Genomic DNA, 26931 nt, shown 5'->3' on the forward strand with positions numbered 1-26931 from the left:
GTGAACCCCTCCGACCCCAACGAACTCCCCCTCGCCTCCGGCGGAGGCTGCGGCGACGGCTGTGCCTGCGGCGCGGACACCGAAGAAGACACCTACATGGAGTGCGGCCTCGACCCGGCCCTCGCCGCGCTCCTGCTGGACTCCGGCCTCGACCCCGTCGAGGTCGAGGACATCGCCAACGTCGCCGTCCAGGAGGACCTGGCGGGCGGCGTGGACGTGACGACCGTCGCGACCATTCCCGAGGACGCCGTGGCCACGGCCGACTTCACCGCGCGCGAGGCGGGCGTCGTGGCGGGCCTCCGGGTCGCCGAGGCGGTCCTGTCGATCGTCTGCACGGACGAGTTCGAGGTGGAGCGCCACGTCGAGGACGGCGACCGCGTGGCGGAGGGCCAGAAGCTCCTCTCCGTGACCACGCGTACCCGCGACATCCTCACCGCCGAGCGCAGCGCCCTGAACCTCCTGTGCCGCATGTCGGGCATCGCGACGGCCACGCGCGCGTGGGCGGACGTCCTGGACGGCACGAAGGCCAAGGTCCGCGACACCCGCAAGACCACCCCCGGCCTGCGCAGCCTGGAGAAGTTCGCGGTCCGCTGCGGCAGCGGCGTCAACCACCGCATGTCCCTCTCGGACGCGGCGCTGGTCAAGGACAACCACGTGGTCGCGGCGGGCGGCGTCGCCGAGGCCTTCCACGCCGTGCGCGAACGCTTCCCGGACGTGCCCATCGAGGTCGAGGTCGACACCCTGCACCAGCTCCGCGAGGTCGTCGACGCGGGCGCCGACCTGATCCTGCTGGACAACTTCACCCCGGACGAGTGCGAGGAGGCGGTGGCCCTGGTCGCCGGCCGGGCCGCGCTGGAGGCATCCGGCCGCCTCACCCTGGCGAACGCCAAGGCGTACGCCGACACGGGCGTCGACTACCTGGCCGTGGGCGCGCTCACCCACAGCTCCCCGATCCTGGACATCGGCCTGGACCTGCGAGCGGCGGAGTAGAGCCATGCTGCTGACGATCGACGTAGGCAACACGCACACCGTCCTCGGCCTCTTCGACGGCGAGGACATCGTCGAGCACTGGCGCATCTCCACGGACTCGCGGCGTACGGCCGACGAGCTGGCGGTGCTCCTCCAGGGCCTGATGGGCATGCACCCGCTGCTCGGCGAGGAACTGGGCGACGGCATCGACGGCATCGCCATCTGCGCCACGGTCCCCTCGGTCCTGCACGAACTGCGCGAGGTCACCCGCCGCTACTACGGCGACGTCCCCGCGGTCCTGGTCGAACCGGGCGTCAAGACCGGCGTCCCGATCCTCACCGACCACCCCAAGGAGGTCGGCGCCGACCGCATCATCAACTCCGTCGCCGCGGTCGAGCTGTACGGCGGTCCGGCGATCGTCGTGGACTTCGGTACGGCGACGACGTTCGACGCGGTCAGCGCGCGCGGGGAGTACATCGGCGGCGTGATCGCCCCCGGCATCGAGATCTCGGTCGAGGCGCTCGGCGTCAGGGGCGCCCAGCTCCGCAAGATCGAGGTGGCCCGGCCGCGGAGCGTGATCGGCAAGAACACGGTCGAGGCGATGCAGTCGGGCATCATCTACGGCTTCGCGGGGCAGGTCGACGGGGTCGTCAACCGCATGGCGCGGGAGCTGGCCGACGACCCGGACGACGTGACCGTCATCGCGACGGGCGGACTGGCTCCGATGGTGCTGGGCGAGTCCTCGGTCATCGACGAACACGAGCCGTGGCTGACGCTGATGGGTTTGCGGCTGGTGTACGAACGCAACGTGTCCCGCATGTAGGTGCCCCGGGAGCCACGTGGTCCGGCGTTGCGGGGTTGCCCGGCGTGGATGCGGGGGCGGGGAGAGCGCGGCCCGGCGCTGGCGGGGTGCCGCTGCGCCCACCCGTGCCGCCCCAGCGGCACGACTGCCCGCAGCTACGGGGCCGGCAGTCGCGTACGGCGCGAAGGGGTCGTGTCGGGGGGTGTCCGCCCGCAGCGGTTGGCGCGTCCGCGCCGGGAAAGATCTGTGGCCGACCGATTACCAGAGCCCCCTATGCCTGGTTTGTCTGATTAGCGCGTATCGTCGCCCCATGCCCACGCCCTACGGACCCCGCGGCGGCATGGCGTTCGGTGCTCAGGAGCTGCGCGTGCTCCGGCGAGCCCTCGCCCTCGCCCTGAACCCCAGCCCGGTCACGGCCCAGGAGGCCGAGGACTGCCTCCACCTCGCAGAGTCGCTGGACGAGGCGATGCGAGAGGGGGCCAGGCACCGCGCCTTCCTCGTGGCCGACCTCGCCAGGTACCGCGCCGCCCTCCCCGGTACCGCCACCGGGTACCTCGCGCTCCTGGACGAGGCGCTGGACGCCGGCCACCGCCCCGGGGCGGACGACCTCGCCGCCCTGGGCGCCCTGCGCGGCAACCCCGCCGCGGCGGCCCTCCTGTCCCGCTGCGGCCCCGCGACACCCGCGACGGCGTCCATGACGTCCACGACGTCCACCACCGTCACGGTCACACTCCCCGCCGCACGCACCCGCCTCCAGGCCGTCCCCGGCGGCCGCCGCCCCGAGGGCGAGCCCGCGCAGAAGCCCGCGCAGAAGCCGGCCCCCCGCCCCGCCCGCACCGCCGGCCCCGGGCTCCCGGCACCACCTCGCCGCCGGCTGACGGCGCCTGGCTACTCTGGTCCCATGGACTACGTCTCCGCGCTCCTGCCCCCGGCCGTCATGGCCATCTTCTTCATCGGCGTGATCCGGGTGATCGTGAAGACCCAGGGCGGCACCCAGAAGGCCAAGGAGGACGCGGCCGTCGACGCCGCCCTCGCCCGGGCGGAGGGCGCCCGCCAGGCGTCCCCGCACCCCGAGGCCTGACCGCCGCCCCTGTAGCCACCGCACCGACGACGCGAAGCGCACGGCTCCCGACCGCCCTCCCGGCGGAGCCGTACGCCCCGTTTGCGCACGTCCGGCACGCGATCGTCGCGATCCCCCACTATCGTTCGAAGCGTGCCTCGCCCATTGGGAGAACTCGAAGACGCGGTCATGACGAGGGTGTGGAAGTGGAACCGCCCCGTGACCGTTCGAGAAGTCCTGGAAGACCTCCAACAGGAACGGTCCATCGCGTACACCACCGTGATGACCGTTTTGGACAATCTCCATCAGAAGGGCTGGGTGCGTCGCGAGTCCGAAGGCCGCGCCTATCGATATGAGGCGGTCTCCACTCGCGCCGCCTACGCCGCCGCCCTCATGAACGACGCCTGGTCCCAGAGCGACAACCCCGCCGCGGCCCTCGTCGCCTTCTTCGGCATGATGAGCGAGGAACAGCGTCAGGCCCTCCAGGACGCCATCCGCATCGTGCAGGGACCGGAAACCCCCGCGCCGGGACCCGGCGCCGTCCCCGACGACGGCGAGCGATAGCGTCCCCCCATGCCAAATGCCATCAGCGTCCGGCGGGCCCGCACCAGCGATGTCCCGGACGTACGCCGGCTGCTCGACGCGTACGTGCGTGACCGCATCCTGCTCGACAAAGCGATGGTGACGCTTTACGAGAGCATCCAGGAGTTCTGGGTCGCGGAACGGGACGACAACGCCGAGGTGGTCGGCTGCGGTGCCCTGCACGTGATGTGGGAAGACCTCGCGGAAGTGCGGACTCTCGCGGTGAAGCCCGGTCTCAAGGGCGCCGGTGTCGGTCACAAGCTGCTGGAGAAGTTGCTGGACACGGCGCGCTGGCTCGGTGTTCGCCGCGTTTTCTGTCTGACCTTCGAAGTGGACTTCTTCGGCAAGCACGGCTTCGTGGAGATCGGGGAGACGCCGGTCGACACCGATGTGTACGCGGAGCTGCTGCGTTCCTATGACGAGGGCGTTGCGGAGTTCCTGGGTCTCGAACGAGTGAAACCGAACACCTTGGGGAACAGCCGGATGCTTCTGCATCTGTGATCGCCGATCGCCGATCCCGGGGGCGCACGCCGCCACGATCCTTCGAGGTTTATTCCACCGACGCGCCCTTCGCGGGTTCCCTATGTCCGAAACGCGCACGTTTCCGGCCCGGAGCCGGGCTACCGGTCTCCGCCGGGGGTTTGTGTTTTTCCGGCAAAAGCGGTTTGCTTTCCGGCGTACTGCAGTACTGCATATAACAAGGGACGGCGATACGGCGGACGCCGGCGGACCCCCGGCCCTCAAGTTATCGATGAAAGGAAATCCGGTGGCACAGAAGGTTCAGGTCCTTCTTGTCGATGACCTCGACGGCGGCGAGGCAGACGAGACCGTGACGTTCGCACTGGACGGCAAGACCTACGAGATCGATCTCACCACCGCCAACGCGGACAAGCTCCGCTCCCTTCTCGACCCGTACCTGAAGGGCGGCCGTCGTACCGGGGGCCGCGCCTCGGGCGGTCGCGGCAAGGCGCGCGCCGCTTCCGGCGGCAGCCAGGACACCGCGGCGATCCGCGCCTGGGCGAAGGAGAACGGCTGGGACGTCAACGACCGGGGTCGTGTCCCCGCGAAGGTCCGCGAGGCGTACGAGCAGGCCAACGGCTGATCACCCGACCCGCGCCACGGGACGTGCCCGTGGTGGGGCGCCCGCGGTGAGTCGCACACGGTGGCACTGCGTGGCCAGGGTGTGGACCAGGCGGGCGAGATCGGGGGCGCCCCCGGGCCGTCCGAGGGCCGACAGGGCGGGCAGCGAGGATTCGACCTCGCGCCCCGGCTCCGGGGGCCGCAGCCATACGGCGGCCCCCCGCAGGCCGTCGCGGTCCGGGGGACGCGACGGCAGACTGTCCGACCCGCAGCCCGCTGGGTCGTCCGGGCCGTCCGTGACGAATCCGTCCGGATCGGGCGCCGGGGCAGGGGGCGCGACCACGAGACCCCCCGCTCCGACCGCCGTCAGGTCGAGCGCCAGTGATCCCCAGTCGAGCCACTCCAGCAGCCCCGGCAGCTCCTCCGCGCCACCCGTCGCCACGAGGAATAGCATCCGTTCCTCCCGGACGGCCACCGGAAAGCCCGGCACCGGCGAGCAGGCACCTGGCGCCCCGCACGCACTGGACGCCCCGAACGCCCCGGCCCGCCCGAGCCGCTCCAGCGTCGCGTACCCGGCCGCGGCCGGCACGTCGAGGACGTCGAAGCGGACGCCGGTGCGCAGCCGCACCGGCTCACCCTCACCGGGCGCCGTCGGCCACCCGAGCACGCTCTCGTACCACCACCGCGTCCGCTCCCGGCCCGGGCCGCCCCGTCCGTCGGGCCGGCGCGGCGCGGGCACGACGGGAGGCGCGGTGGCCACGGAGGGTGCGGGGGGCACAGGGGATGCAGGGGGCACAGGGGACGCGGGAGACGCCGAAGTGGCGGGAAGCGAGTGCGAGGCGCCGACCATGCCAAGTGCAACAGTCGAAAGAGCGCTCGGGTTACGCTGGGTGGCGAGACGAATGCACAGGGTGCCGAATCGGGGAGGCGTGAGGGGGCGTGCGGGGGTGCGGGGAGGCACAAGGTTGTTCGCCCGTAGCGGAGGGAACCGGTGCGCGCGGCATGGAGTGTCAGTCCCCGCGGGTAAGACATCCCTAGTGGGAGGGGGCGACTTGCAGATCGGGCCGTCTCGCGTTCGCCATCGGCGTACTGGCGAGTGGGGTAAGTGCCTGGCCTGCGGGAACATCGTCTCGCACCATCGGGTTGTGGCAGATGTCGGCGTCAGGGGTCAGGAGGCCATCGACGGTGTCGGCAGTTGGAATGAGCGGTCCCCGCTTGCGGGACTAAGCTGCGGAAGGACAGGGAGGGGAAGTTCCCCTTACTGCCTGACCGCTCTGAGGAGCGATTAACGATGTTCGAGAGGTTCACCGACCGCGCGCGGCGGGTTGTCGTCCTGGCTCAGGAAGAAGCCCGGATGCTCAACCACAACTACATCGGCACCGAGCACATCCTCCTGGGCCTGATCCACGAGGGTGAGGGTGTCGCCGCCAAGGCCCTTGAGAGCCTCGGGATTTCGCTCGAGGCGGTCCGCCAGCAGGTGGAGGAGATCATCGGGCAGGGCCAGCAGGCCCCGTCGGGTCACATTCCCTTCACCCCCCGTGCCAAGAAGGTCCTGGAGCTGTCGCTCCGCGAGGCCCTCCAGCTGGGTCACAACTACATCGGCACGGAGCACATCCTGCTCGGCCTGATCCGCGAGGGCGAGGGCGTCGCCGCCCAGGTCCTGGTGAAGCTGGGCGCAGATCTCAACCGGGTGCGGCAGCAGGTCATCCAGTTGCTCTCCGGCTACCAGGGCAAGGAGACCGCCACCGCCGGCGGCCCTGCCGAGGGCACGCCCTCGACGTCCCTGGTCCTCGACCAGTTCGGCCGGAACCTCACCCAGGCCGCTCGCGAGTCCAAGCTCGACCCGGTGATCGGGCGCGAGAAGGAGATCGAGCGGGTCATGCAGGTGCTGTCCCGCCGTACCAAGAACAACCCGGTGCTGATCGGTGAGCCCGGCGTCGGCAAGACCGCCGTCGTCGAGGGCCTCGCGCAGGCCATCGTCAAGGGCGAGGTGCCCGAGACCCTCAAGGACAAGCACCTCTACACCCTGGACCTCGGCGCCCTGGTCGCCGGCTCCCGCTACCGCGGTGACTTCGAGGAGCGCCTGAAGAAGGTGCTCAAGGAGATCCGCACCCGCGGCGACATCATCCTGTTCATCGACGAGCTGCACACGCTGGTCGGTGCGGGTGCCGCCGAGGGCGCCATCGACGCCGCGAGCATCCTCAAGCCGATGCTGGCCCGCGGTGAGCTGCAGACCATCGGTGCGACCACGCTGGACGAGTACCGCAAGCACCTGGAGAAGGACGCCGCCCTCGAGCGCCGCTTCCAGCCGATCCAGGTCGCGGAGCCGTCGCTGCCGCACACGATCGAGATCCTCAAGGGTCTGCGCGACCGTTACGAGGCCCACCACCGCGTCTCCATCACGGACGAGGCCCTGGTCCAGGCGGCCACCCTCGCCGACCGCTACATCTCGGACCGCTTCCTGCCGGACAAGGCGATCGACCTGATCGACGAGGCCGGTTCCCGGATGCGCATCCGCCGGATGACCGCGCCGCCGGACCTGCGCGAGTTCGACGAGAAGATCGCCGGTGTCCGCCGCGACAAGGAGTCCGCGATCGACTCGCAGGACTTCGAGAAGGCCGCCTCCCTGCGCGACAAGGAGAAGCAGCTCCTGGCCGCCAAGGCCAAGCGGGAGAAGGAGTGGAAGGCCGGCGACATGGACGTCGTCGCCGAGGTCGACGGCGAGCTGATCGCCGAGGTCCTCGCCACGGCGACGGGCATCCCGGTCTTCAAGCTGACGGAGGAGGAGTCGTCCCGCCTGCTGCGCATGGAGGACGAGCTCCACAAGCGGGTCATCGGCCAGGTCGACGCCGTCAAGGCGCTGTCCAAGGCGATCCGCCGTACCCGTGCCGGTCTGAAGGACCCGAAGCGTCCCGGTGGCTCGTTCATCTTCGCCGGTCCGTCCGGTGTCGGTAAGACCGAGCTGTCCAAGGCGCTGGCGGAGTTCCTCTTCGGCGACGAGGACGCGCTGATCTCCCTCGACATGTCGGAGTTCAGCGAGAAGCACACGGTCTCGCGCCTCTTCGGTTCGCCCCCCGGCTACGTGGGCTACGAGGAGGGCGGCCAGCTCACGGAGAAGGTCCGCCGCAAGCCGTTCTCGGTCGTCCTGTTCGACGAGGTCGAGAAGGCCCACCCGGACATCTTCAACTCGCTGCTGCAGATCCTGGAGGACGGTCGCCTGACCGACTCCCAGGGCCGGGTCGTGGACTTCAAGAACACGGTCATCATCATGACGACCAACCTCGGCACCCGGGACATCTCCAAGGGCTTCAACCTCGGCTTCGCCGCCGCGGGCGACACGAAGACCAACTACGAGCGCATGAAGAACAAGGTCCAGGACGAGCTCAAGCAGCACTTCCGGCCCGAGTTCCTCAACCGCGTCGACGACGTGGTCGTCTTCCCGCAGCTCAGCCAGGACGACATCCTGCGGATCGTCGACCTGATGATCCAGAAGGTGGACGAGCGCCTCAAGGACCGGGACATGGGCATCGAGCTCTCCCAGTCCGCCAAGGAGCTGCTGTCCAAGAAGGGCTACGACCCGGTGCTGGGCGCGCGTCCGCTGCGCCGCACGATCCAGCGCGAGGTCGAGGACACGCTGTCGGAGAAGATCCTCTTCGGCGAGCTGCGTCCCGGTCACATCGTGGTGGTGGACACCGAGGGCGAGGGCGACACGGCGACCTTCACCTTCCGGGGTGAGGAGAAGTCGGCCCTCCCCGACGTCCCGCCGATCGAGCAGGCGGCCGGGGGCGGCGCGGGCCCGAACCTGAGCAAGGAGGCGTAGCCCTCCGGGGTGAGCCTGGAAAGGGGGCTGCCCGGGACTCCGGTCCCGGGCAGCCCCCTTTCCCGTCCGCGCGGTCAGATGCGGAGGACCCGGCCCTGGGGGAAGAGTCGGCTGAGCGGGGCGGTGTCCCACTCGCCGGCACCGAGGACCTGGACGACGCGCACGCCGGGAAGGGCCGCCAGCGCGTCCGGGTCGTTCTCCAGGACCGACGCGTCCAGCAGCAGAAACGCCAGCTCCGGCAGCCGGGACAGCTCCGTCCAGTCGGCGGCGGTGACACGGAGGCCGGGCAGGCTCACCTCACGCAGCGTGGACCAGTGGGACAGGCCCCGGAGGCCGGTGTCCACGGTGGCCTCGCGACCGAGGTAGAGCTGGTTCAGGGGCGCCGACAACGGGAGGCAGTCCGTCAGGCGGGCGCCCGGGAGCCGTTGCCTCACGGACAGGTGCTGAAGCCGGGCCAGCTCGTTCAGGCCGGTGAGGTCGGCGTCGCCGACGATCGTGAGGCCTTCCAGGGGCAGTGCGGAGAGCCGCCCGACGCCCCGCACCGGTCCGCAGTCGAACAGGGCCAGGTGCCGCAGGGAGCCGAGGGCCGCCAGCCCGTCGAGGTCGCTCACCTCCGGATTGTCGAGCAGGGACAGCTCCTCGACCGCGTCCGGGTCCCGTACACGCGCCAGGATGTCGTCCAGGGGGTGTGCGCCGCGGAACTGGAGCTTGCGCCACGCCCGCAGGTCCGGGAGCACCGTGCGCTGCGCCGCTGTCGTGCACGTCAGGAACAACTGCACCTGATCCAGGTGGTCCAGCACCTCCAGCCCGTACCCCCGCGCGTCGAACCGCTCCCACGTGCCCACGAGCTGCCGCCGCACCGTCAGAGCCGCGTGCTTCCGGAACCGGCGCAGTACCGCCAGCGCACCGGCCGGTTCCGGACCCGCGAGCAGCGAGGCCGTCACGGTCACCGCGTGCGCCTCCGCGTCCGTGAGCCCCTCGGGACCCGGCAGCAGCTCCAGCACCAGTGGCCCCGCCGCTGCGAGTGCCCGGGCCTCCTCCGTCGTCCCCGGCGGGATCAGCGCCCCGGCCCGCCCCTCCACCTCCGCCCGCACCGCCGGGTCCAGCGCGGTCGCGTGCTCCAGGCACGCCAGCGCCAGCAGGGTGAGCCGCGGCTCGTCCGCCGCCAGCAGCCGTCGCAGCAGTACCGCCCGCTCGCCGGGGCGGGCGTGGGCCACCGCCATGCGGATGACGTCCTCCCACAGGGGGTCGTCCGCACGGCCCGCGAGGACGTCCAGGTGGCCCTCCTCGACCGCGTAGCGGGCGCCCAGGTAGTCCTGGAAGGTGCGGTGGACGAAGTCGAGCGAATCCTCGCCGGGCCGCCGCAGCAGCCCGCTGCGCAGGACCAGCGCCCGCAGGACCGTCACGGCGTCGCCCTGCCCCGCCGCCGAGGCCACCGACGGCAGGGCGCGTTCCACGATGCCCTCGGCCGCCTCCACCGACATCTCCGTGCGCCCGCTCAGCACCAGCGCGTACGCGAGCCGCTGGAGCAGCTCCAGTTGCGCATCCTCGCTCAGTTCCACCGTCTCCATGCCCCGCTCCCGGTCCCGGCGGGCCAGCAGCATCGTGAGGGCGGCGTCGTACAGCTCCTTGCGGCCGGTGGGGAGGTAGCCCCGCCGCTCGCGGTGCAGGGCGCAGATCAGGCCGCACATCAGGGGGTTGGTGGCGAGCCGGGCCAAGTCGCGCTTGGTGCGCAGGGAGTCCAGCAGCCGGGTCTCGAACTCGGCTGCCCCGGCGGCCGCGTGCCAGCGCCTCACGAAGGTCGTCACGTCGTCCTGGCGCATCGGTGTGAGGGTGAGCTCCCGGAAGCCCTCCGCCGCCAGCCAGTCGGCGCGTACGGCGGTGGGGCGGGAGGTGAGCAGCCAGCGGTTGCCGGGGAAGGCGCGGACGAGGGCGAGGAGCCAGTCGCGGGCGTGGTGCCGTTCGGCGGCCGGGATCTCGTCGAGGCCGTCGACGAGGACCAGGCCGCGGCCGGCGCCCAGCACCCGTTCCGCCCAGCCCTCCGGCGGGGTGAGCGGGCAGCCGACGGCGGTGAGGAAGGCCGCGGGGGCGGGCAGCGCGCCCGCGCGGGCCAGCGTGCGCAGCGGGAGCACGTACGGGATCCGGTCGCCGTCCCGCGCGGCGGTCACCGCGAGCCACTGCACCAGGGTCGTCTTGCCGGAGCCGGCGTCGCCGCGCAGCAGCACACGGTCGTGGCTGTGCAGGGCGTCCTCGGCGGAGAGGCGGACGGTGCGTTCCGGCTCCGGAGGCTCCCCGGGGAGGGCGGCGGCGGGCTCCTCCGTGCCGGTCGCCTCCAGGCTCAGGTAGGCGACCTCCAGCGGCCACCGGTCCGGGGCGTCGCGCAGGTCGAGGCCGTAGATGGTGAGGTGGTTGTGGCGGTCGGCGACGTACGACCGGTAGCGGCGTTCGAACGCCGTGTCCCGGGCGTCCGGGCGGGGAACGCGGGTGATCAGCTCGTCGACCTTCGCGATCAGCTCGGCCTGGCCGCGGGTCTGGGCCACCAGCGTGCGCGCGACGAACGTGGAGCGCCGGGTGAAGAACTCCAGGACGTGCAGGCAGGCCCACTCGGTCGCGGAGTCGAGGAAGTGACCCGCGTCGGCGGACAGACCGGCGCCCGCCCCGGCGCCGGACGCCTGACGGCGCAGCCGGGCGGCCAGTTCGCGGTGGCCGAGGCGCACCGCCTGGACGTCGTCCATGTCCAGGTCGCCGAGGGCGAGCAGCCGCGCGGCGAGGGCGTCGGCGACGGCCGTCTCCTCGTCGCGCGGGAAGGGCGCCTCGCCCCGGGAGTCCAGCGAGGCCCCGACCAGGTGCCCGGCGAGCCTGCGCACCTCCGCCGCGCCGAGGCGGCGCCGCTCGCCCCGGAAGGACACCAGGTGGGTCAGCCGGACGGGGCGGTCGACCAGGGCGGCGCCCGGCCCGTCCGTCACGAACAGCTTCCTCACCAGCGGGGCGATCGCGGCGGACGCCAACTTCCCGCCGAGCACAGCCGGTTCCATGCGCCACCCCCGTGGTCGGTCGTCGTCCCCGGGAGCCTATCCGGCGTCCGGACACCGCCGTCCGGACACCGCCGTCCGGACACCGCCGTCACGACAGCCTCACGACAACTGGCCGTCGTAGTCCGGGAGCTTGAAGGTCCGCTCGGCGTGGCCGCCGGACAGGTCGGTGGCGCTGTTGCCGATGTTGGCGATGATCGTGTAGCCCTTCGCCTCGATCTTCGCGCGCTGTTCCGTCTTGTACACGGCGACGTCCTTGAACAGGTCGAGGAACCCGCGGACGTACAGCCCCGACGACTCGTACCCGGCGTGGGCGAGGTTCCACTCCGTGGGCGCCTCGACGATGCCGGGGCGGGCGGTCACGAAGAAGAGGGCGACGCCGTGCTCCTGGGCGTACTCGGCGACGTCCAGGACGGGCCGGTTGGCGGGCTGGGGGTAGCGGAAGCCGAAGTCGGTCTCCAGGGAGGTGTTGTCGATGTCGAGGACGATCGCCTGCTTCTCACCGGGGGCGGAGTCCGCGATCCGCTCCCTGACGTACGGCAGGGCCGCGTCCATCACGGCCCGGCAGTCCCGCTGCCAGGTGTCGTAGTCGACGTCGGCCGCCGCCGCGGAGGCAACGGCGGGAGCGGCCGCGCGGGGCACCTCGGCGGGGGCGGCGACGGACGGCGTGACCGTCGCGGTGAGCGCCGCCGCGACGACGGCTGCCGTGCCCGCGGCGCGCCACCAGGTGCGCCGGGTCGGCCTGGTCTGTCCGGTCTGGTCGGTCATGGGGGGCGGGGTCCTCTCATGCCTGCGCGGATGCCTGACGGCAAGTTGTCGCGTGCATGCTCGCCCCGGCAAGTGGCCGGACGGCAACGATTGGGTTACTGGGCAGTAGGAGCCGGCGGCGGACCGTGCCGCAGGGGGTCGCGACCCCCGGAACGGGAGTAGCCCCGGTCACATTCACGGGCCCCTCGGACGCGGGCGTCGGTGATGTGCCGCACAGGTCGATTGGCCGGTACTAGAAGGAATAGTGGAGCCCGCAAGAACTACGAAAACGGGCATATTGGGACGCCGGATGGGGGGATTCGCGGGGTTCTGACCTGCTTGTGTCCGTAATGACGGCTCTGGCATGAGTCAGGAAGTTTCGGCATCAAGTACTAAATGGGGTCGTAGGTCACACCTTTGTGCGGTTCGGGGTCCCCGGGTTACCAAGGTTGAGCCCGCCCGGTGAGCGCCTGGTGCGTCCCGCCGGTGGGCAGTCCTCTGCACCCGTCCCCATGAGGTTCGAATGTTCCCGCGTGTCACGTCCCGTTCTTCCCGTACGACCATCCGCACCCGCGCCGCGGTGATGGCCGCCGGCCTCGGAGCCTCGGTCGCACTGGGAGCCGGGGTCGCGGCCGCCACCGGCACCACGGCGGCCTCCACCAGCACCACCGCCGCCGCGAGCGCCGTGCAGGCCCAGGCCGCGGCGCAGGCCAAGGCGGCGAAGGCCGAGAGCGCCACCAGGACGGCCGTCACCAAGAAGGCCGCCACCTGGGTCGACCCGGTCAAGAAGTACACGCTGAGCGCCAGCTTCGCCCAGAACGGCGGCATGTGGGCGCACAAGCACAGCGGCCAGGACTTCGCCGTGCCGATCGGCACCGACGTCGTCGCCACCCACGGCGGCACCGTCGTCAAGGCCGGCGGCAACGGCGCCGGTGACGGCCCGGCCTACGGCAACGCGATCGTCATCAAGCACGGCAACGGCACGTACTCCCAGTACGCGCACCTGTCCAAGATCAACGTGAAGATAGGCCAGGTCGTGAAGACCGGCCAGTCGATCGCCAAGTCCGGCAACACCGGCAACTCCAGCGGTCCGCACCTGCACTTCGAGATCCGGACGACCCCGAACTACGGCTCCGCCGTCGACCCGGTCGCCTTCCTGAAGTCCAAGGGTGTGACCGTCTGACCGGCAGGGTCACGCGCCCGCGGCTCCCTGGTGGGCCTGGGTGATCAGATCGGTGGCGACCTCGAGAACGGCAGCACGCTGTTCCTCGGGGTCGCCTTCGAGGTCCCGCAGCACGAACATCCCGGCGTGCAGCGTGAACAGCGCGCTGACGCAGCGGACCTGGTCGACCAGGTCCGCGTCGGGGTCCATGAGGATGTCGCGCAGGCCGAACATCCGGGTCTTGAACAGCTCGCCGATGCGCAGGTCCCGCACCGTCGCCTGGTTCTCCTGCATGAAGCGGAACAGCGGCGCCGCGCCGGCCAGTGCCTGGCTGTAGCGGCGGATGATCTCCTGCTTCGTCTCCAGGGTGTGCGGTTGCTCCCGCCCCCAGTCGACCAGCTCCTCAAGCGGCCGGGAGAGGTCCTCGAAGATGCTGACGAGGATCTCTTCCTTGGTCTTGAAGTGGTAGTAGAGCGCGGCCTTGGTGACGTCCAGACGCTCCGCGATCTCGCGCAGGGAGGTCTTCTCGTACCCCTGCTCCGCGAAGAGGGAGAGTGCCACGTCCTGGATGCGCTGGCGGGTGTCCCCGCGGCGTCGCTGCTGCTTGGTGCCGTTCATCGTGCCGCCCATCCTCCTACGCACCTCCTGCCCCGCGCACTTTCCGAAAAACTTACTTGACGCCCGGCTAGTTACGCGCCTACCTTCCCCAGTGTAGGCAACTTGCCGGTCGGCAAGTAAGTGCAAGTGTCACAGCAGTGGCTGGGGGAGTAGGGGACATGGCGGAGAAGACGGAGGCGGCGACCGGTGACACCGTCGCCGGCAAACAGCCGAGGAGCGTGCGGGTCGTCCTGCTCGCCCTCATGATCGCGATGATGCTCGCGATGCTCGACAACATGATCATCGGCACCGCGATGCCGACGATCGTGGGCGAACTGGGCGGCCTGGAGCACCTCTCCTGGGTCGTCACCGCCTACACGCTGGCCACCGCGGCCGCCACCCCGCTGTGGGGCAAGCTCGGCGACATGTACGGGCGCAAGGGCTCGTTCATGACGTCGATCGTGATCTTCCTGATCGGCTCGGCGCTCAGCGGCATGGCCCAGGACATGGGTCAGCTCATCGGCTTCCGCGCGGTCCAGGGCCTGGGCGCCGGCGGTCTGATGGTCGGCGTCATGGCGATCATCGGCGACCTGATACCGCCCCGTGAGCGCGGCAAGTACCAGGGCATGATCGCGGGCGTCATGGCGCTCGCGATGATTGGCGGTCCGCTGGTCGGCGGCACCATCACCGACAACTGGGGCTGGCGCTGGTCCTTCTACATCAACCTGCCGCTCGGCGCGATCGCGCTGGTCGCCATCAGCGCCGTACTGCACCTGCCGAAGAAGCGCAGCCAGGCCCGGATCGACTACCTGGGCGCCGCGCTGCTGACCGTCGGCATCACCGCCATCGTGCTCGTCACGACCTGGGGCGGCACCGAGTACGCCTGGACCTCCGCGCGGATCATGGAGCTGATCGGCATCGGCGTCGCCGCGCTGGTCGGGTTCGTGTTCTGGCAGACGAAGGCCGCCGAGCCGATCCTGCCGCTGCGCATCTTCCGCAGCCTCAACTTCACGCTGATGTCGGTCATCGGCTTCGTCGTGGGCTTCGTGATGTTCGGCGCCACGCTCTTCCTGCCGCTGTACCAGCAGTCGGTGCAGGGCGCGTCCGCCACCAACTCCGGGCTGCTGCTCCTGCCGATGCTGGGTGCGATGCTCGTCACGTCGATGGTGGCGGGGCGGATCACCACCAGCACCGGCCGCTACAAGGTGTTCCCGGTGGCGGGCGGCGCGCTGATGACGGTCGGCCTGTTCCTGCTGTCGACCATGGACACCGGCACCACCCGCTTCACCTCCGGCCTGTACATGGCCGTGGTCGGCCTCGGCATGGGCTGCCTGATGCAGATCACCATGCTGGTGGCGCAGAACAGCGTGGAGATGAAGGACATGGGTGTCGCGTCCTCGTCCACCACCCTGTTCCGTACGCTCGGCTCCTCCTTCGGCGTGGCGATCATGGGCGCGCTGTTCAACCACCGCGTCCAGGACACGATGGCCGAGCGCGCCCCCGCCTCGGGCGCCAAGGCGACGGAGCAGTCGGCGACGCTGACCGCGGAGGCGCTGAACGCGCTGCCGGCGGCGGTCCGCGACGCCTACCAGCACGCGGTGTCCGCCGGCACCCACGGCGCGTTCCTGCTCGGCTCCGTGGTGGCCGTGGTCGCCCTGGTCGCGGCGGTCTTCGTCAAGGAGGTCCCGCTCAAGGGCGCGGGCCCGAAGGCGTCCGAGGCCCCGTCCGACGGCGGCCCCGACCTCGCGGCGAAGAAGGCACCGGTGCCCGAGACGGTCTGACCCGCCGTCCGTCCCGCACCAGGCCCCCGGGTGGCTCCGTCCGCCCGGGGGCCTCGTCGTGCGCCTCACGGTGCGGTGGGGGCCGGTCACTCACGGGCCCGGTGGCGGACCCGCTGTGCCGGCGCACTCGAACCACACCGTCTTGCCCCGGCCGTCCGCGTGCGGTGTGACGCCCCACCGGTCGGTGACCGCCGCGACGATCACGAGTCCCCGGCCGCCCTCGCCCAGCGCGTCGGCAGCCGCCGGAACGGGCAGGTCGGGGCAGCCGTCGGCGACCTCCACCCGTACGCCGCCCGGCCGGAGCAGGACGCACACGCGGCCCCGGCGGCCGGGCACGTGCCGTACGACGTTGGCGACCAGCTCCGTGAGCGCCAGCTCGGCGGCGTCGGCCACGTCGGACAGGCCCGAGCGGACGAGGTACAGCCGCAGGACGCGGCGCAGATGGCGGGCCGAGTGCGCGCCCAGCGCGAACTCGGCGTGGTACTGGCTCTCGACGTCCGCCGCCTGCGGACCTGTTGCGTGATTCACGCCACAACTCTGCGACGTACTGCGTACGCTCGGCTACGGAGAGAAACGAACGCCGTGAGGCGTTGCCGTCCGCAGTCCCGCAGTTTGGAGTGAGGTGCCGCAGTGGCCAACATCCAGTCCCTCGACCCGACCGCCTCGCCGCTCGACTACTACGGCTGGGAACTGCGCCGCCAGCGCGAGGCCCACGGCCTCAAACAGGGCCAGCTCGGCGACATCATCTTCTGCACCGGTTCGCTGATCGGCCAGATCGAGACCACGAAGAAGGTCCCGACGCGGGACTTCTCCGAGCGGGTCGACGCCGCGCTGGGCACGGACGGCTTGTTCTCGCGGCTGATCGGCCTGGTGCTGCGCAGCCAACTCCCCACGTGGTTCCAGCCGTACGCGGAGATGGAGGCGAAGGCGGCGTACATCTCCACGTACCAGGCGCAGTTGGTGTACGGGTTGTTGCAGACGGAGGAGTACGCGCGGGCGGTGCTCAGCGTCGAGGGCGGCAACGTGGACGAGATGGTCGCCGCCAGGCTGGAACGTCAGCGCATCCTCCAGCGCGATCACCCACCTGCGCTGTGGGTCATCCTGGATGAGGCCGCTCTGCTGCGGGAGATCGGTGGGGCGGACGTCATGCGCGGCCAACTGGTCCACCTGTTGGGCTTCGCGGCCGCCCCCTGGGTCCAGATCCAGATCCTGCCGCTTGCGGTGGGGCAACACGCGGGAATGATGGGTACGTTCAACCTTCTGAGGTTCGACGCCGATCCCGATCTCTTCTACATGGACGGCTACGACCGTGGGCACATGACGGCCGATCCGGACGTGATCAAGGAACGCTCGTTCGGCTACGCTCGGCTGCAAGCCTCAGCCCTCTCCCCCGAGGACTCGGCGAGACTGATCACCCGCGTCATGGAGGAACGCTATGCGGTCCCACACTGCACTGAGCAACGTTGAGTGGCGCAAGTCCAGTTACAGCGGAAGCAACGGCGGCGAATGCGTGGAGTGCACCGTCCGCGGCGGTGCCGCCTGGCGTACCTCTTCGTACAGCGGAAGCAACGGCGGTGACTGCGTCGAGGTTTCCGACGGCTGCCCCACCGGCACCGTCCCCGTGCGGGACAGCAAGAACCCGGGCGGTCCGGTCGTGACCGTCGGGGCCCATGCCTGGCAGTCCTTCGTCGACGCCCTGCGGTAGGGCGGGGTCCGCCTCACAGGAGCCCCGTGACCGTCACGGTGACCCGGGGCGGGGAGCCGGCGGGGGCCAGGGTGTCCAGGCGACGCCCCACCGCGTCGCGGACACCGCGAGCCACCTCCACGGTCCGTGCCTGCCGGAGCGCCACGACGTGGATCTCGACGTGCCAGGGCCCCGCGCCGTCCGGTCGGGTCACCCGGACCCCGGCCGGGTTCCGCGCCGGCCGGGACAGGGTGCCGCGCAGCCGGTCGGTCAGGCCGGGGCGGAGGAAGGCCACGCCCGGCACATCCGTCACGGCGGCGGCGAGTTCCTCGGCGAGCGCGCTGTGCGGGGTCCCCGCGGTGTGCTCGGTCATGGCGTACGGCCTTCCCGGCCGTCGTCGGCCGTCGGGGGGAGCAGGTCGGCGACCCGGACGTGGACGGCCGCGACGCCCACGCCCAGGTCGCGGTCGGCGGCCTGCCCGACCCGCTGCCGCACCCGCGCGGTGAGGTCGGGCAGGGGCACGCCGGACGGGGCGTGGATGTCGAGCCGGACCTCGACCGTGCCGTCCTCGCGGACGTCGAGGAGGCGGCAGGAACCGGCGCGGACGCCCGGGACCGTCTCCGCCGCGGCGCGCAGGGACCGGGCGGCGACCGCTTCCATGATCCACAGGTCCTCGCCGGGTTCGCCCAGCGGCAGCGGGCGGCCGGGGCGCAGTTCGAGGCGGACGACGTCCATGATCCGCCGGGTCAGCGGCTCGGCGTCGTAGGAGCCGGTGTCCGCCGTCTCCGTGCGCAAGCCGCTTGCCGCGGTCTCCAGTTCGTCCAGCTCGCGCACCGCCTGCCGGCAGTGCGGGCAGGTCCGGGCGTGGGCGTCCTCGGTCTGCTCCTCCCAGTCGGCCCACGCCCGGGACAGGAGCCTTCCGCAGGGCAGGAGTTCGTCGTCGCCATCCCCGTGTGCGGAGGCGCCGTACGACGGCTCGGTCGGGTCGGTCATCGCCAGGCCCCCAGTGCTTGTGTCAGACAACGGCGTGCGCGGAAGACCCGGGCGCGGGCGGCCTCCTGGCTGATGCCGACCGCTTCCGCGACGAACTCGTAGGACCGCCCGTCCAGTTCCCGCAGCACCCAGCAGGCGCGCTGCTCGGCCGAGAGCAGGTCCAGGGCCTCGCGCAGTTCCCGTACCGCGTTCCGGCCCTCGGCGATCCGGGCCGGGGAGGTGCTGTGCTCGGCCGCGGCCACGTCGCCGGCCGCCTCCAGCGGGGCCGTGGGCCTGCGGGAACGCAGCACGTTCAGGCAGCGGTTGGTGACGATCCGGTACGTCCAGGTGCCGAAGGAGGAACGTCCCTGGAACTCGGGCAGCCGCCGCCAGGCGCTGAGGAAGGCGTCCTGGACCGCGTCCTCCGCCTCGCTCCGGGTGCCCAGCAGCCGGGTGGCGAGCCGGATGAGCGCCGGCGCGTGCCGTTGCACGAGCACGGCGAACGCGTCCTCGTCGCCCTCCGCGGCGCGGACCGCCAGCAGGGCGTCGTCCGTGTCGGTCGGGGTGTCCGGCCCCGGCGGAGTGCTGCCGGGCGGTGCGCCGTCCGGTGGTGCGCCGTCCGGTGTTGAGCTGTCCGGTGGTGAGCTGTCCGGTGGTGCGCTCGGTCTGCGGGCCCCCGCCACTGGGCGGCTCCTCTCGTCGGGTCTTCCGAAGGCCGGTCTTCTCCAGGTTGGACACCGCGGAGCGGTCCCCGTGACGCGGGACGTCCCAAGCGACGACCGGCGAAATGGTAAGACGGTCGGAAAGTGATCCGTAGCCGGAACGGGCGCGGATTGGTGAAAGAAAAAAATTCATCCGATCGTGGGTGCCACCCATCCGGCGGCGTGTCAGAACCGGATTCCCCACGTGACCGACGAGGAGAAGGAACCCCGCCACCGCCCCGGGCCGGTGCGGCTGCCGCTGGGCGCGCTCAGCGGCGCCCTGGCCGGGTGCGCCGCGCTCGCGGTCGCCGAGGCCGTGGCGGGCGCGGTCCGTCCGCAGGCCGGTCCGGTCGTCGCGGTGGGCGGCGCCGCGATCGACCGCACGCCGGCCGCCGTCAAGGACTGGGCGATCCGGAGTTTCGGCACCGACGACAAACTGGTTCTGCGGCTGGGAATTCTCGCCGTCCTGGCGCTTTTCGCGGTGTTTCTGGGAATCGCCGGACTGTGGTTCCGCCGCACGGCGGCGGCCGGGGTGCTGCTGTTCGGTGTCGTGGGAGCGGTCGCGGCGACCGGGAGGCCCGACTCGGCCGGGGCCACGGACGCGCTGCCCTCGGCGGCCGGGGCGGTCGCCGGAGCCGTACTCCTGTACGTGCTCACGGGCCGCCTCGTCACGGGCCGCCTCGTCGTGGGCCGCCTCCAACCCCGCGCGGAGTCCCAGTCCCCGCGGGCGCTCCCGGCCGACGGGGACTGGGACCGCCGGGGCTTCGTGATCGCGGCGGGCGCTGCGGCCGTGGCCTCGGCGGGAGCCGGACTGCTGGGCCGGTCCCTGGCCGGGGCCGGCGGCCGGGACGCGGTCGCCTCCCGGCGGAACGCCGTGCTGCCCCCGCCCGCGTCCCCCGCCCCCGCCGTGCCGAAGGGCGCGGGACCACGGGTCCCCGGCCTCAGCCCGTTCGTCACGTCCAACGCGGACTTCTACCGCGTCGACACCGCCCTCGTGGTGCCCAAGGTGGACGCGACGGCCTGGACGCTGCGGATCCACGGCAAGGGCGTCGACCGCCCCGTCACGCTCTCCTACGACGACCTCCTGCGCCGCGACCTGGTCGAGCGGGACATCACGTTGACCTGCGTCTCCAACGAGGTCGGCGGCCCCTACGCCGGGAACGCCCGCTGGACCGGCGTACGCCTGGCCGGTCTGCTGGCCGAGTGCGGGGTGCGGCCGCCCTCGAAGGGCGGTCCCGCCGACCAGCTCGTGGCCCGTTCCGTGGACGGCATGACGATCGGCAGCCCGGTCGAGGACGTCATGGACGGCCGCGACGCCCTCCTCGCCCTCGGCATGAACGGCGAACCCCTGCCCTTCGCCCACGGCTTCCCCGTCCGCATGGTGGTGCCAGGCCTGTACGGCTTCGTCTCCGCCTGCAAGTGGATCGAGGACATCGAGCTCACCACGTTCGACTCCTACGACCCCTACTGGGTCGAGCGCGGCTGGGCCCGCAGGGCGCCGGTCAAGACCCAGTCGCGCATCGACACACCGAAGCCGTTCGCCCGGCCCGGCGCGGGCACGGTGATGGTCGCCGGCGTCGCCTGGGCCCAGCACCGCGGCATCGACAAGGTCGAGGTCCGCGTGGACGACGGCCCGTGGCAGGAGGCCCGGCTCGCCGCCGAGGACACGGCCGACACCTGGCGCCAGTGGACCTTCCCCTGGCAGGCCACCCCCGGCGGCCACACCCTCACCGTCCGGGCCACCGACCGCACCGGCGCGGTGCAGACCGGGAAACGCGCCCGCACCGTCCCCGACGGCGCCAGCGGATGGCACTCCGTGGTCGTGACCGTCGAGTGACCCCCCAAGCCCCTTTCCCCACTCAAGTCGAGGCAGCCGAGGCTGCGTCAGCAACAGGAGAGACACCATGAGCACCCGTATCCGCCGTACCGCCGTGACCCTGGCCGCCGCGGCCGTCCTGCCCCTCGCCCTGAGCGCCTGCTCCGACAGCGGCTCCGACTCCAACGAGTCGGACTCCTCGTCGAAGTCGTCGGCGTCGGCCTCCGCCCCGGACGACGGCATGGCCGGCTCCGACGGCGCCACCTCGGCGGACCAGCCCTTCGGCACGGCCTGTTCGGCGGTCCCGAAGAGCGGCGCCGGTTCCTTCGAGGGCATGGCCCAGGACCCCGTCGCCACCGCCGCCTCCAACAACCCGGCCCTGTCCACGCTGGTGTCCGCGGTGAAGAAGGCCGGGCTCGTCGACACCCTCAACAACGCCCAGGACATCACCGTGTTCGCGCCGACCAACGACGCCTTCGCAAAGGTCCCCAAGGCCGACCTGGACAAGATCCTCAACGACAAGGCCCAGCTCACCAAGATCCTCACCTACCACGTCGTGGGCCGGAAGCTCACGCCGCAGGACCTGGAGAAGGGCTCCTTCGACACCCTGGAGAAGTCGAAGGTGACGACCTCGGGTTCCGACGAGTCCTACACCGTCAACGACTCCGCCAAGGTGGTCTGCGGCAACGTCCCGACCGCCAACGCCACCGTCTACATCATCGACAGCGTCCTGACGCCCGCCGGCTGACGCGGCGCGTCGGCGGGGTGTCACACCTGTGGCACCCCGCCGATGCGTTTCCGGTCCCGGTCCCGCGTCACAGAACCGCGCGGGCCGGGTCTCACCAGTGAGAGCACGTCGAGGACGAAGCCGAGAGGAACCCACGATGACGACGCAGACCGCATCCGCTCCCAAGGAGACGACGCAGACCGCGCCCGCCCCCAAGGACCCGTCCGCCCCGCAGATCGGACGGGCGCCCCGCACCACGGCGGTGTCCGGCGGCACGGCCGGGGCCGACCAGCCCGCGGCCGACCGGGGCCGCACCTCGATCGCCGACGTCGTCGTCGTGAAGGTGGCGGGCATCGCGGCCCGCGAGATCCCGGGCGTGCACGACATGGGCGGCGGCCTCTCCCGCACCCTCGGCGCCGTGCGCGACCGCGTGCCCGGCGGCCGCGCCAACGTCGGACGAGGCGTCAAGGTCGAGGTCGGCGAACGGCAGGCGGCCGTCGACCTGGACCTGGTCGTCGAGTACGGCGTCTCCGTCATGGACGTGGCCCGGGACGTCCGGGAGAACGTGGTCGACGCGGTGGAGCGGATCACCGGCCTGGAGGTCGTCGAGGTCAACATCACCGTCAACGACGTCCACCTGCCCGACGAGGACGAGTCCGAGAGCACCGGGGCCCGCGTGGAGTGACGCCGCCCGGGCACGGAGCACACGGCGGGTCGTACGCGGTGAGAGGTCGTACGCGGTGAGAGGCGGAGGGACATGAGCACACCAGTGGTGGGAATGGCCGCGGGCATGACGCTGGCGTTCGCGGGCTACTTCGGCGGATTCGGCGCCTTCCTGCTCGTGGCCGCACTCGGCGGCCTCGGCTGGGCGCTGGGCCGGTGGGTCGAGGACGGCGGTGGCGTCCAGGACGTGCGGGACGCCTTCGGCCGGAGCCGGCGATGACGGCCCCGGCCGGGCGGGGCACCACCACCGTCTCCGAACGGGCCGTGCGCCGGATCGCCGAGCGGGCGGTCACCGAGGCGCTCCCCGGGGGGAACGCCTCCCGGGCGACCGGGGCCGCGGCCTCCGTGCGCGGCGGGCGGGCGGAACTGTCCCTCGGGGCGGTTCTGCCCTACCCGCCGCCCCTCGCCGACACCGTGCGGGACGTCCAGCGCCATGTCGCCGCCCGCACGGGGCAGTTGACCGGTCTGGACGTGGCGTCCACGCGGGTCACGGTCACCTCGCTGGCCGTGCCCCGGGTACCGGTGCCCCCCGCTCCGGAGGGCGACGCGGGCCGTACGCCCCGCCGCTGGTGGTCCGAGCGCCGGGTGCCGGTCGCGGTGCTCACCGCGGTGGGTGCCGCGGCCTGCGGCGCGCTCGCCTTCGACATGGTCCAGGTGCACGCCGCTCACCGGACGGCCGCGGCGTGGCGGGCCGGGACCGTGGACTGGCTCTCCGGTCACGGACCGGGAGACCCGGCCGTGGTCGCCGCCGGCGTGCTGACCGCCCTGCTCGGCGTCTGGCTGATCCTCCTCGCGGTGACCCCGGGCCGGCGCCACCAGTCCACGGTCCGGGCCCCGGCGGCCCGCGTGGACGCTGCCGTGGACCGTTCCGTGGTGCGGTCCCTGGTCCGTGACGCGGTGGCGGACGTGGCGGGGACCGGAGCGGTGCGCGTACGCGTGCGCAGGCGTCGCGTCGGCGTCCGGGCCGGCCTCCGCTTCGGCGACCGGGCGCGGACGCGGGACGCCGTCGGCTCCGCCGCGGGCGCCGCCCTCGCCGCCTGCGAACTGCGCCGCGTCCCCCGGCTGCGGGTCACCGTCGTCCCGGAGCCGGTCTGGCGCCCGCCCCTGGACCCGGGGCGGGAGGCGCCCTCCGGTCCCACGCCGGACCGGCCCGTGCCGGTGCCCGCCCGCACCCCGGCGGGTGGCAGGTGAGGCGCCGCGCTCGTACCGCCGTCAACCGGACCGTCCTCGCCGTCGCCGGGCTCCCGCCGCTCCTGGCGGGCGCGTGGCTCGCCCTGACGGGCGGTCCCCTCCGGGAGCGGCTGCCGTCGTGGTGGCCGACCGCGGGCACGGGCGCCGTCCTGCTGGACCGCGCCCGTCTGGCACAGCTCCGGACCGAGGGCTGGTGGACCCCCACCGTCCTGGCCGTGGCCCTCGCCCTGACCGTGTTCCTCGCGTACTGGTCCCTCGCACAGCTCCGCTCGGGTCCGACCCGGGACCTGGCCCTGCCCGCGCCCGGCTCCGCGGTGCGCCCCCAGGCCCTGGCGGAGGCCCTGACCGCCCGCGCCGCCGCCGTGTCCGGGGTCGCCCGCGCCCGTGCCCGCGTACTGCCCGGCCGCCGACAGCGCCTGGACGTCGGTCTCCGGGTCTGGCTGCACCCGGGCACGCCCCCGGACTCCGTCCTGCCCGCGCTCCACGCCGTGGTCGCCGAGGCCGAGCGCGCGAGCGCGCCGTACACCGCGGCCACCCGGATCCGGCTGAGCGCGTCCGCGCACGGGAGGCTCCGCGTGCGCTGAACCGTGAGCGGGGCGCCCGCACCGGACCGGCAGGCCACCGCGCCCGCCTGCCCCGTGGGCCCCCGGAGCCGACGGCGGCGTCGGCGGACAGCCGGTGTGGTTTCCCGCCGGGTCAGCGCGGGCCGAGGGCGGCCCGGACCCGGTGGAGGCCCTCCGTCCTCCAGTGGGCCCGGTCCGGCATCCGGTCGTCGCGGCGCCGGCGCCAGGCGGGGAGCCTGCACCGGACCGGTCGGCCGCCGCGTCCGCCCCGGACCCGGTGGAGGCCCTCCGTCCTCCCGGTCGGCCGCCGCGTCCGCTTGGGGCCCTCGCGGCGCCTGCCCCTCAACGACTGCCCCGTGGCCCCCGCCCCGTGGCGTCCGGTGCCGACGGCGGGGTGGGCGGACAGCCGGTGTGGTTTTCCGCCGGGTCAGCGCGGGCCGAGGGCGGCCCGGACCCGGTGGAGGCCCTCCGTCCTCGCGGCGCCAGCGCCAGGCGGAGAACAGCGCCCAGTTCAGGGCCCGGCACCGGCGGACCAGGTCCGGGTCGGCCCCCGCGTAGTGCTGTGCCACCTCCTCGGGGGCGTGGGCGAGGTCGAACTCGACCGGTCCCCGGCAGCAGGTGGCGAGATCCACGAAGAGCGGTCCCCTCCTCGTGTTGAGGAGGTTGCCCGGATGCGGCTCGCCGTGCAGCAACTGCTCGCCGCTCAGGCCGGTGCCGAGCGAGGCGCCCAGGCCGCGGAGGGTGTCGCGGAGGAACTCCCGGTCGGCGTCGGGCAGATCCGGGGAGCGCCGACGGTCACTCACCTCGCGCAGCGCCGCGGCCACCCGGTCGGTCACGTGCGGCGCGGACAGCTCGGTCCTGCGCAGGGCGGCGTGGTGGCGCCGGAACGCGTCCGCGTAGGCGGCCGGCGCGACCGGCGAGGCCAGCGGCTCGTAGTAGGTCCACAGGGAGACGGCGAAGGCGTCGCGCGTACGAACCCGCGGGACGACCCGGGGATCGAGCTCCGCCACCGGGGCGCCGGCCTCGGAGAGCCGGCGGGCGACCTCCACCTCGAACTCGGCGTCGGCCCGCTGACCCACGGGCGCCACCCGGGCCAGCACGTCGCACGGCAGCAGGCGCAGCGCGACCCGGTCCGAGTCGTGGACGACACTCACGGCGTCGGCCTCCAGGCCCAGCTCCGCCGCGGTCGCCCGGCCTGCCTCGATGGCACGCCGGAGGTGTGCGGGCTCCATGTCGTCGTCCCCTCGCATGGCCGGTGCGTCGCTCCGGACCCGGTGGCGAGCATCCCACGGCGGGACCCGTGCGGGCCCCCGGTTTTCGGGCCTCAGCCCGGTGGTCCGGCCCCGGTGCCGGACGTCAGCGCTTCGAGGACGCCTCCCGGGACGGCGACGCCCCGCCGCCCGAGCGGTCCGGCAGCATCGGATAGCTCCCGGTGTTCGTGGGCGCGTGTTCCGGGAGCCACAGGACGGCGACCGCGCCCTCGGCCGGTATGTGGGCGGGCGCCCCGGCCGGGCGTACGTTGCGGAAGGTGAGGCGGGCGCCCAGCACCCGGGCCTGACCGGCCGCGATGGTCAGGCCGAGGCCGTGACCGTGACCCGCCCGGTCGGAGCTGCCGGTGCGGAACCGGCTCGGGCCCTCGGCCAGCAGGTCCTCGGGGAAGCCCGGCCCGTGGTCGCGGACCCGTATCACCCGGCCCTCGACGCTGACCTCGACGGGCGCACGGCCGTGCCGGGCGGCGTTGGCGAGCAGATTGAACAGCACGCGCTCCAGCCGGCGCGGGTCGGTGGTGACCTCCGACTCGTGGATCACCCGCACCCCGACGGCCGGGTCCTTGGCGGCGACCCGCCGGGAGACGAAGTCGCCGAGCATGATGTCCTGCAGCTCGGCCCGCTCCGAGGCGCCGTCGAGCCGGGCCACCTCCAGGACGTCCTCGACGAGTGTGCGCATCGCCTTCGCCCGGTCGAGGACCAGCTCGGTCGGCCGGCCCGGCGGCAGCAGCTCGGCGGCCGTCAGGAGGCCGGTCACCGGGGTGCGCAGCTCGTGCGCGATGTCCGCGGTGACCCGGCGCTCGGCCTCGATCCGCTGCTGCAGGGCGTCCGCCATCGCGTCCACGGCGCGCGCGACGTCGTCCGTCTCGTCCCGCACGACACCGCCGATGGCGTCCCGCACCCGGACGTCCGCCTCCCCGCCCGCGACCCGGTTCGCGGCGGCGGCGGCCTTGCGCAGCCGCCGCGAGAGCTGACCGCCGATGAGCACCCCGAGCGCGCTGCCGCCCAGCACCACCGCGATCGAGCCGATCACCAGGGCCTGGTCCAGGTCCTTGAGGATGTCGGCGCTGCGGTCGGTGAAACCGGAGTGCAGCGACATCACGTGCCCGTCCTTGAGCGGCACGGCCGCCCAGATGTGGGTCACGCCGTTCGGCTGCTCCGAGACGAACGTGGCCCGGCGCCCCGCCTCGACCTTGCGGCGCAGCTCCGGCGGCAGTTCGGGGTCGTCGATCTGGGCGTTGGGGAAGTTCTGCCGACCGGACAGCTCGTAGTTGCGCTGGGCGATCAGGACCCGGTCGTCGGCGAGGTCACGGGCGTTGTCGAGCATCGAGACCCGGGCGGCGTTGTGCACGACCAGGCTCAGCGCGACCGCCACCAGCGCGCCGACCAGCGCGATGGCCGCGCTCAGCTTCCAGCGCAGCCCGGTGCGGATGCCGCGGGCACCCAGCAGTCGGGCACCCAGCAGGCGGGCCCCGGGCAGGCGGGCGCCGAGAGTCCGCGCGCCGCGCGTCCGGGCGGCGGGACCGTGTGTGCCGACGCCGTCCGCGCCGATGCGCCCCGCGTGCAGGACGTGCGCACGCCCGCCCGGCCTCGTGGGCTCGTCCGGCTGCCCCGAGGGCGAGGCGGTCCGGTGTCGGAAGAACCCCCGCATATC

Annotated in this window: 26 protein-coding genes and 1 pseudogene; 17 read left to right on the top strand and 10 right to left on the bottom strand. The window is 72.7% G+C overall.

The features are described from left to right. The 6 genes from nadC (at position 1) to IG88_RS0135400 (ending at position 4515) form a co-directional block, all read left to right on the top strand. Complete coding sequence (gene nadC / locus IG88_RS0135375; RefSeq protein ID WP_031050247.1) at positions 1-990, top strand: carboxylating nicotinate-nucleotide diphosphorylase; 990 nt, start codon at positions 1-3, stop codon at positions 988-990. A 4-nt stretch (positions 991-994) separates the two neighbouring features. Continuing rightward, positions 995-1792, top strand: coding sequence for a type III pantothenate kinase (locus IG88_RS0135380; RefSeq protein WP_031050250.1), 798 nt, complete (start codon positions 995-997; stop codon positions 1790-1792). 289 nt (positions 1793-2081) lie between these two features. After that, positions 2082-2852: a hypothetical protein gene (locus tag IG88_RS43980; RefSeq protein WP_234332441.1), complete on the top strand. Its 771-nt coding sequence runs from the start codon at positions 2082-2084 to the stop codon at positions 2850-2852. 168 nt (positions 2853-3020) lie between these two features. After that, positions 3021-3395 (top strand): BlaI/MecI/CopY family transcriptional regulator, encoded by a 375-nt coding sequence (locus tag IG88_RS0135390; RefSeq protein WP_031050256.1) that lies wholly within the window; start codon positions 3021-3023, stop codon positions 3393-3395. Between the two features lie 9 nt (positions 3396-3404). After that, positions 3405-3914: an amino-acid N-acetyltransferase gene (locus IG88_RS0135395; protein WP_030404798.1), complete on the top strand. Its 510-nt coding sequence runs from the start codon at positions 3405-3407 to the stop codon at positions 3912-3914. Between the two features lie 265 nt (positions 3915-4179). Continuing rightward, entirely contained in the window at positions 4180-4515 is a 336-nt protein-coding gene (locus IG88_RS0135400) for a histone-like nucleoid-structuring protein Lsr2 (RefSeq protein ID WP_030404797.1), read from the top strand. Here the strand turns inward: IG88_RS0135400 and IG88_RS0135405 are convergent, their stop codons facing one another. Next, the gene (locus IG88_RS0135405) at positions 4516-5343 is read right to left on the bottom strand and encodes an SCO3374 family protein (protein ID WP_420712114.1); all 828 of its coding nucleotides are present in this window, start codon (positions 5341-5343) and stop codon (positions 4516-4518) included. Between the two features lie 441 nt (positions 5344-5784). Between IG88_RS0135405 and IG88_RS0135410 the strand changes: the two genes are divergently transcribed. Then, positions 5785-8313 (top strand): ATP-dependent Clp protease ATP-binding subunit, encoded by a 2529-nt coding sequence (locus tag IG88_RS0135410; RefSeq protein WP_031050261.1) that lies wholly within the window; start codon positions 5785-5787, stop codon positions 8311-8313. Between the two features lie 74 nt (positions 8314-8387). Here IG88_RS0135410 and IG88_RS0135415 read toward each other — a convergent pair whose 3' ends face one another. Together IG88_RS0135415 and IG88_RS0135420 are read right to left on the bottom strand one after the other, a co-directional pair. Then, entirely contained in the window at positions 8388-11348 is a 2961-nt protein-coding gene (locus tag IG88_RS0135415) for an NACHT domain-containing protein (protein ID WP_031050264.1), read from the bottom strand. 99 nt (positions 11349-11447) lie between these two features. Beyond that, positions 11448-12113, bottom strand: a complete 666-nt coding sequence (locus tag IG88_RS0135420) for an HAD family acid phosphatase (RefSeq protein WP_031050268.1) — start codon at positions 12111-12113, stop codon at positions 11448-11450. 502 nt (positions 12114-12615) lie between these two features. Here IG88_RS0135420 and IG88_RS0135425 point away from each other — a divergent pair. Beyond that, the gene (locus tag IG88_RS0135425) at positions 12616-13275 is read left to right on the top strand and encodes a M23 family metallopeptidase (RefSeq protein ID WP_031050271.1); all 660 of its coding nucleotides are present in this window, start codon (positions 12616-12618) and stop codon (positions 13273-13275) included. A 9-nt stretch (positions 13276-13284) separates the two neighbouring features. On the opposite strand, the gene IG88_RS0135430 is transcribed toward IG88_RS0135425, so the two are convergent. Beyond that, complete coding sequence (locus IG88_RS0135430; protein ID WP_031050272.1) at positions 13285-13884, bottom strand: TetR/AcrR family transcriptional regulator; 600 nt, start codon at positions 13882-13884, stop codon at positions 13285-13287. A gap of 146 nt (positions 13885-14030) precedes the next feature. Here IG88_RS0135430 and IG88_RS0135435 point away from each other — a divergent pair, with 146 nt between their 5' ends. Then, on the top strand, positions 14031-15632 hold the full coding sequence (locus IG88_RS0135435) for an MDR family MFS transporter (protein WP_031050274.1): 1602 nt from the start codon (positions 14031-14033) through the stop codon (positions 15630-15632). A 90-nt stretch (positions 15633-15722) separates the two neighbouring features. Here IG88_RS0135435 and IG88_RS0135440 read toward each other — a convergent pair whose 3' ends face one another. Then, positions 15723-16160, bottom strand: a complete 438-nt coding sequence (locus IG88_RS0135440; protein ID WP_031050276.1) for an ATP-binding protein — start codon at positions 16158-16160, stop codon at positions 15723-15725. A gap of 102 nt (positions 16161-16262) precedes the next feature. Between IG88_RS0135440 and IG88_RS0135445 the strand changes: the two genes are divergently transcribed. Further along, positions 16263-17099, top strand: coding sequence for a helix-turn-helix domain-containing protein (locus IG88_RS0135445; protein WP_031050278.1), 837 nt, complete (start codon positions 16263-16265; stop codon positions 17097-17099). After that, positions 17068-17337, top strand: a complete 270-nt coding sequence (locus tag IG88_RS0135450; RefSeq protein WP_031050280.1) for a DUF397 domain-containing protein — start codon at positions 17068-17070, stop codon at positions 17335-17337. The genes IG88_RS0135445 and IG88_RS0135450 overlap by 32 nt, the downstream gene beginning before the upstream one ends. 13 nt (positions 17338-17350) lie before the next feature. Here the strand turns inward: IG88_RS0135450 and IG88_RS0135455 are convergent, their stop codons facing one another. Genes IG88_RS0135455 through IG88_RS0135465 form a run of 3 tightly spaced genes read right to left on the bottom strand, consistent with a single transcriptional unit; the run spans position 17351 to position 18830 of the window. Beyond that, positions 17351-17689 (bottom strand): Asp23/Gls24 family envelope stress response protein, encoded by a 339-nt coding sequence (locus tag IG88_RS0135455; protein ID WP_031050282.1) that lies wholly within the window; start codon positions 17687-17689, stop codon positions 17351-17353. Further along, complete coding sequence (locus tag IG88_RS0135460) at positions 17686-18309, bottom strand: Asp23/Gls24 family envelope stress response protein (RefSeq protein WP_031050284.1); 624 nt, start codon at positions 18307-18309, stop codon at positions 17686-17688. Before IG88_RS0135460 ends, IG88_RS0135455 begins: the two co-directional genes overlap by 4 nt. Continuing rightward, the gene (locus tag IG88_RS0135465; RefSeq protein WP_051852189.1) at positions 18306-18830 is read right to left on the bottom strand and encodes an RNA polymerase sigma factor; all 525 of its coding nucleotides are present in this window, start codon (positions 18828-18830) and stop codon (positions 18306-18308) included. The genes IG88_RS0135460 and IG88_RS0135465 overlap by 4 nt, the downstream gene beginning before the upstream one ends. Positions 18831-19194: 364 nt before the next feature. Here IG88_RS0135465 and IG88_RS0135470 point away from each other — a divergent pair, with 364 nt between their 5' ends. From IG88_RS0135470 to IG88_RS0135495, 6 genes are all read left to right on the top strand, one after another. Next, positions 19195-20826 (top strand): sulfite oxidase, encoded by a 1632-nt coding sequence (locus IG88_RS0135470; protein ID WP_031050288.1) that lies wholly within the window; start codon positions 19195-19197, stop codon positions 20824-20826. A 67-nt stretch (positions 20827-20893) separates the two neighbouring features. Further along, positions 20894-21553 carry a fasciclin domain-containing protein gene (locus tag IG88_RS0135475; RefSeq protein ID WP_031050290.1) on the top strand — a complete coding sequence of 220 codons (660 nt, stop codon included), beginning with the start codon at positions 20894-20896 and terminating at the stop codon, positions 21551-21553. A 136-nt stretch (positions 21554-21689) separates the two neighbouring features. Continuing rightward, on the top strand, positions 21690-22217 hold the full coding sequence (locus tag IG88_RS0135480) for an Asp23/Gls24 family envelope stress response protein (protein WP_031050292.1): 528 nt from the start codon (positions 21690-21692) through the stop codon (positions 22215-22217). 72 nt (positions 22218-22289) lie between these two features. Further along, positions 22290-22475, top strand: coding sequence for a hypothetical protein (locus IG88_RS43610; protein ID WP_158854181.1), 186 nt, complete (start codon positions 22290-22292; stop codon positions 22473-22475). Further along, complete coding sequence (locus IG88_RS0135490) at positions 22472-23446, top strand: DUF6286 domain-containing Asp23/Gls24 family envelope stress response protein (protein WP_031050295.1); 975 nt, start codon at positions 22472-22474, stop codon at positions 23444-23446. The genes IG88_RS43610 and IG88_RS0135490 overlap by 4 nt, the downstream gene beginning before the upstream one ends. Beyond that, positions 23443-24030 (top strand): hypothetical protein, encoded by a 588-nt coding sequence (locus IG88_RS0135495; RefSeq protein ID WP_031050296.1) that lies wholly within the window; start codon positions 23443-23445, stop codon positions 24028-24030. The genes IG88_RS0135490 and IG88_RS0135495 overlap by 4 nt, the downstream gene beginning before the upstream one ends. A gap of 422 nt (positions 24031-24452) precedes the next feature. Here the strand turns inward: IG88_RS0135495 and IG88_RS44735 are convergent. Further along, positions 24453-25241: pseudogene (locus IG88_RS44735) on the bottom strand (phosphotransferase family protein); the annotation flags it as partial. Between the two features lie 124 nt (positions 25242-25365). Next, positions 25366-26928, bottom strand: coding sequence for a two-component system sensor histidine kinase CseC (cseC, locus tag IG88_RS0135500; protein WP_031050298.1), 1563 nt, complete (start codon positions 26926-26928; stop codon positions 25366-25368). Between the last annotated feature and the right edge of the window lie 3 nt (positions 26929-26931).

The sequence above is a fragment of the Streptomyces sp. NRRL F-5650 genome (assembly GCF_000721365.1).
GTDB lineage: Bacteria > Actinomycetota > Actinomycetes > Streptomycetales > Streptomycetaceae > Streptomyces > Streptomyces ardesiacus.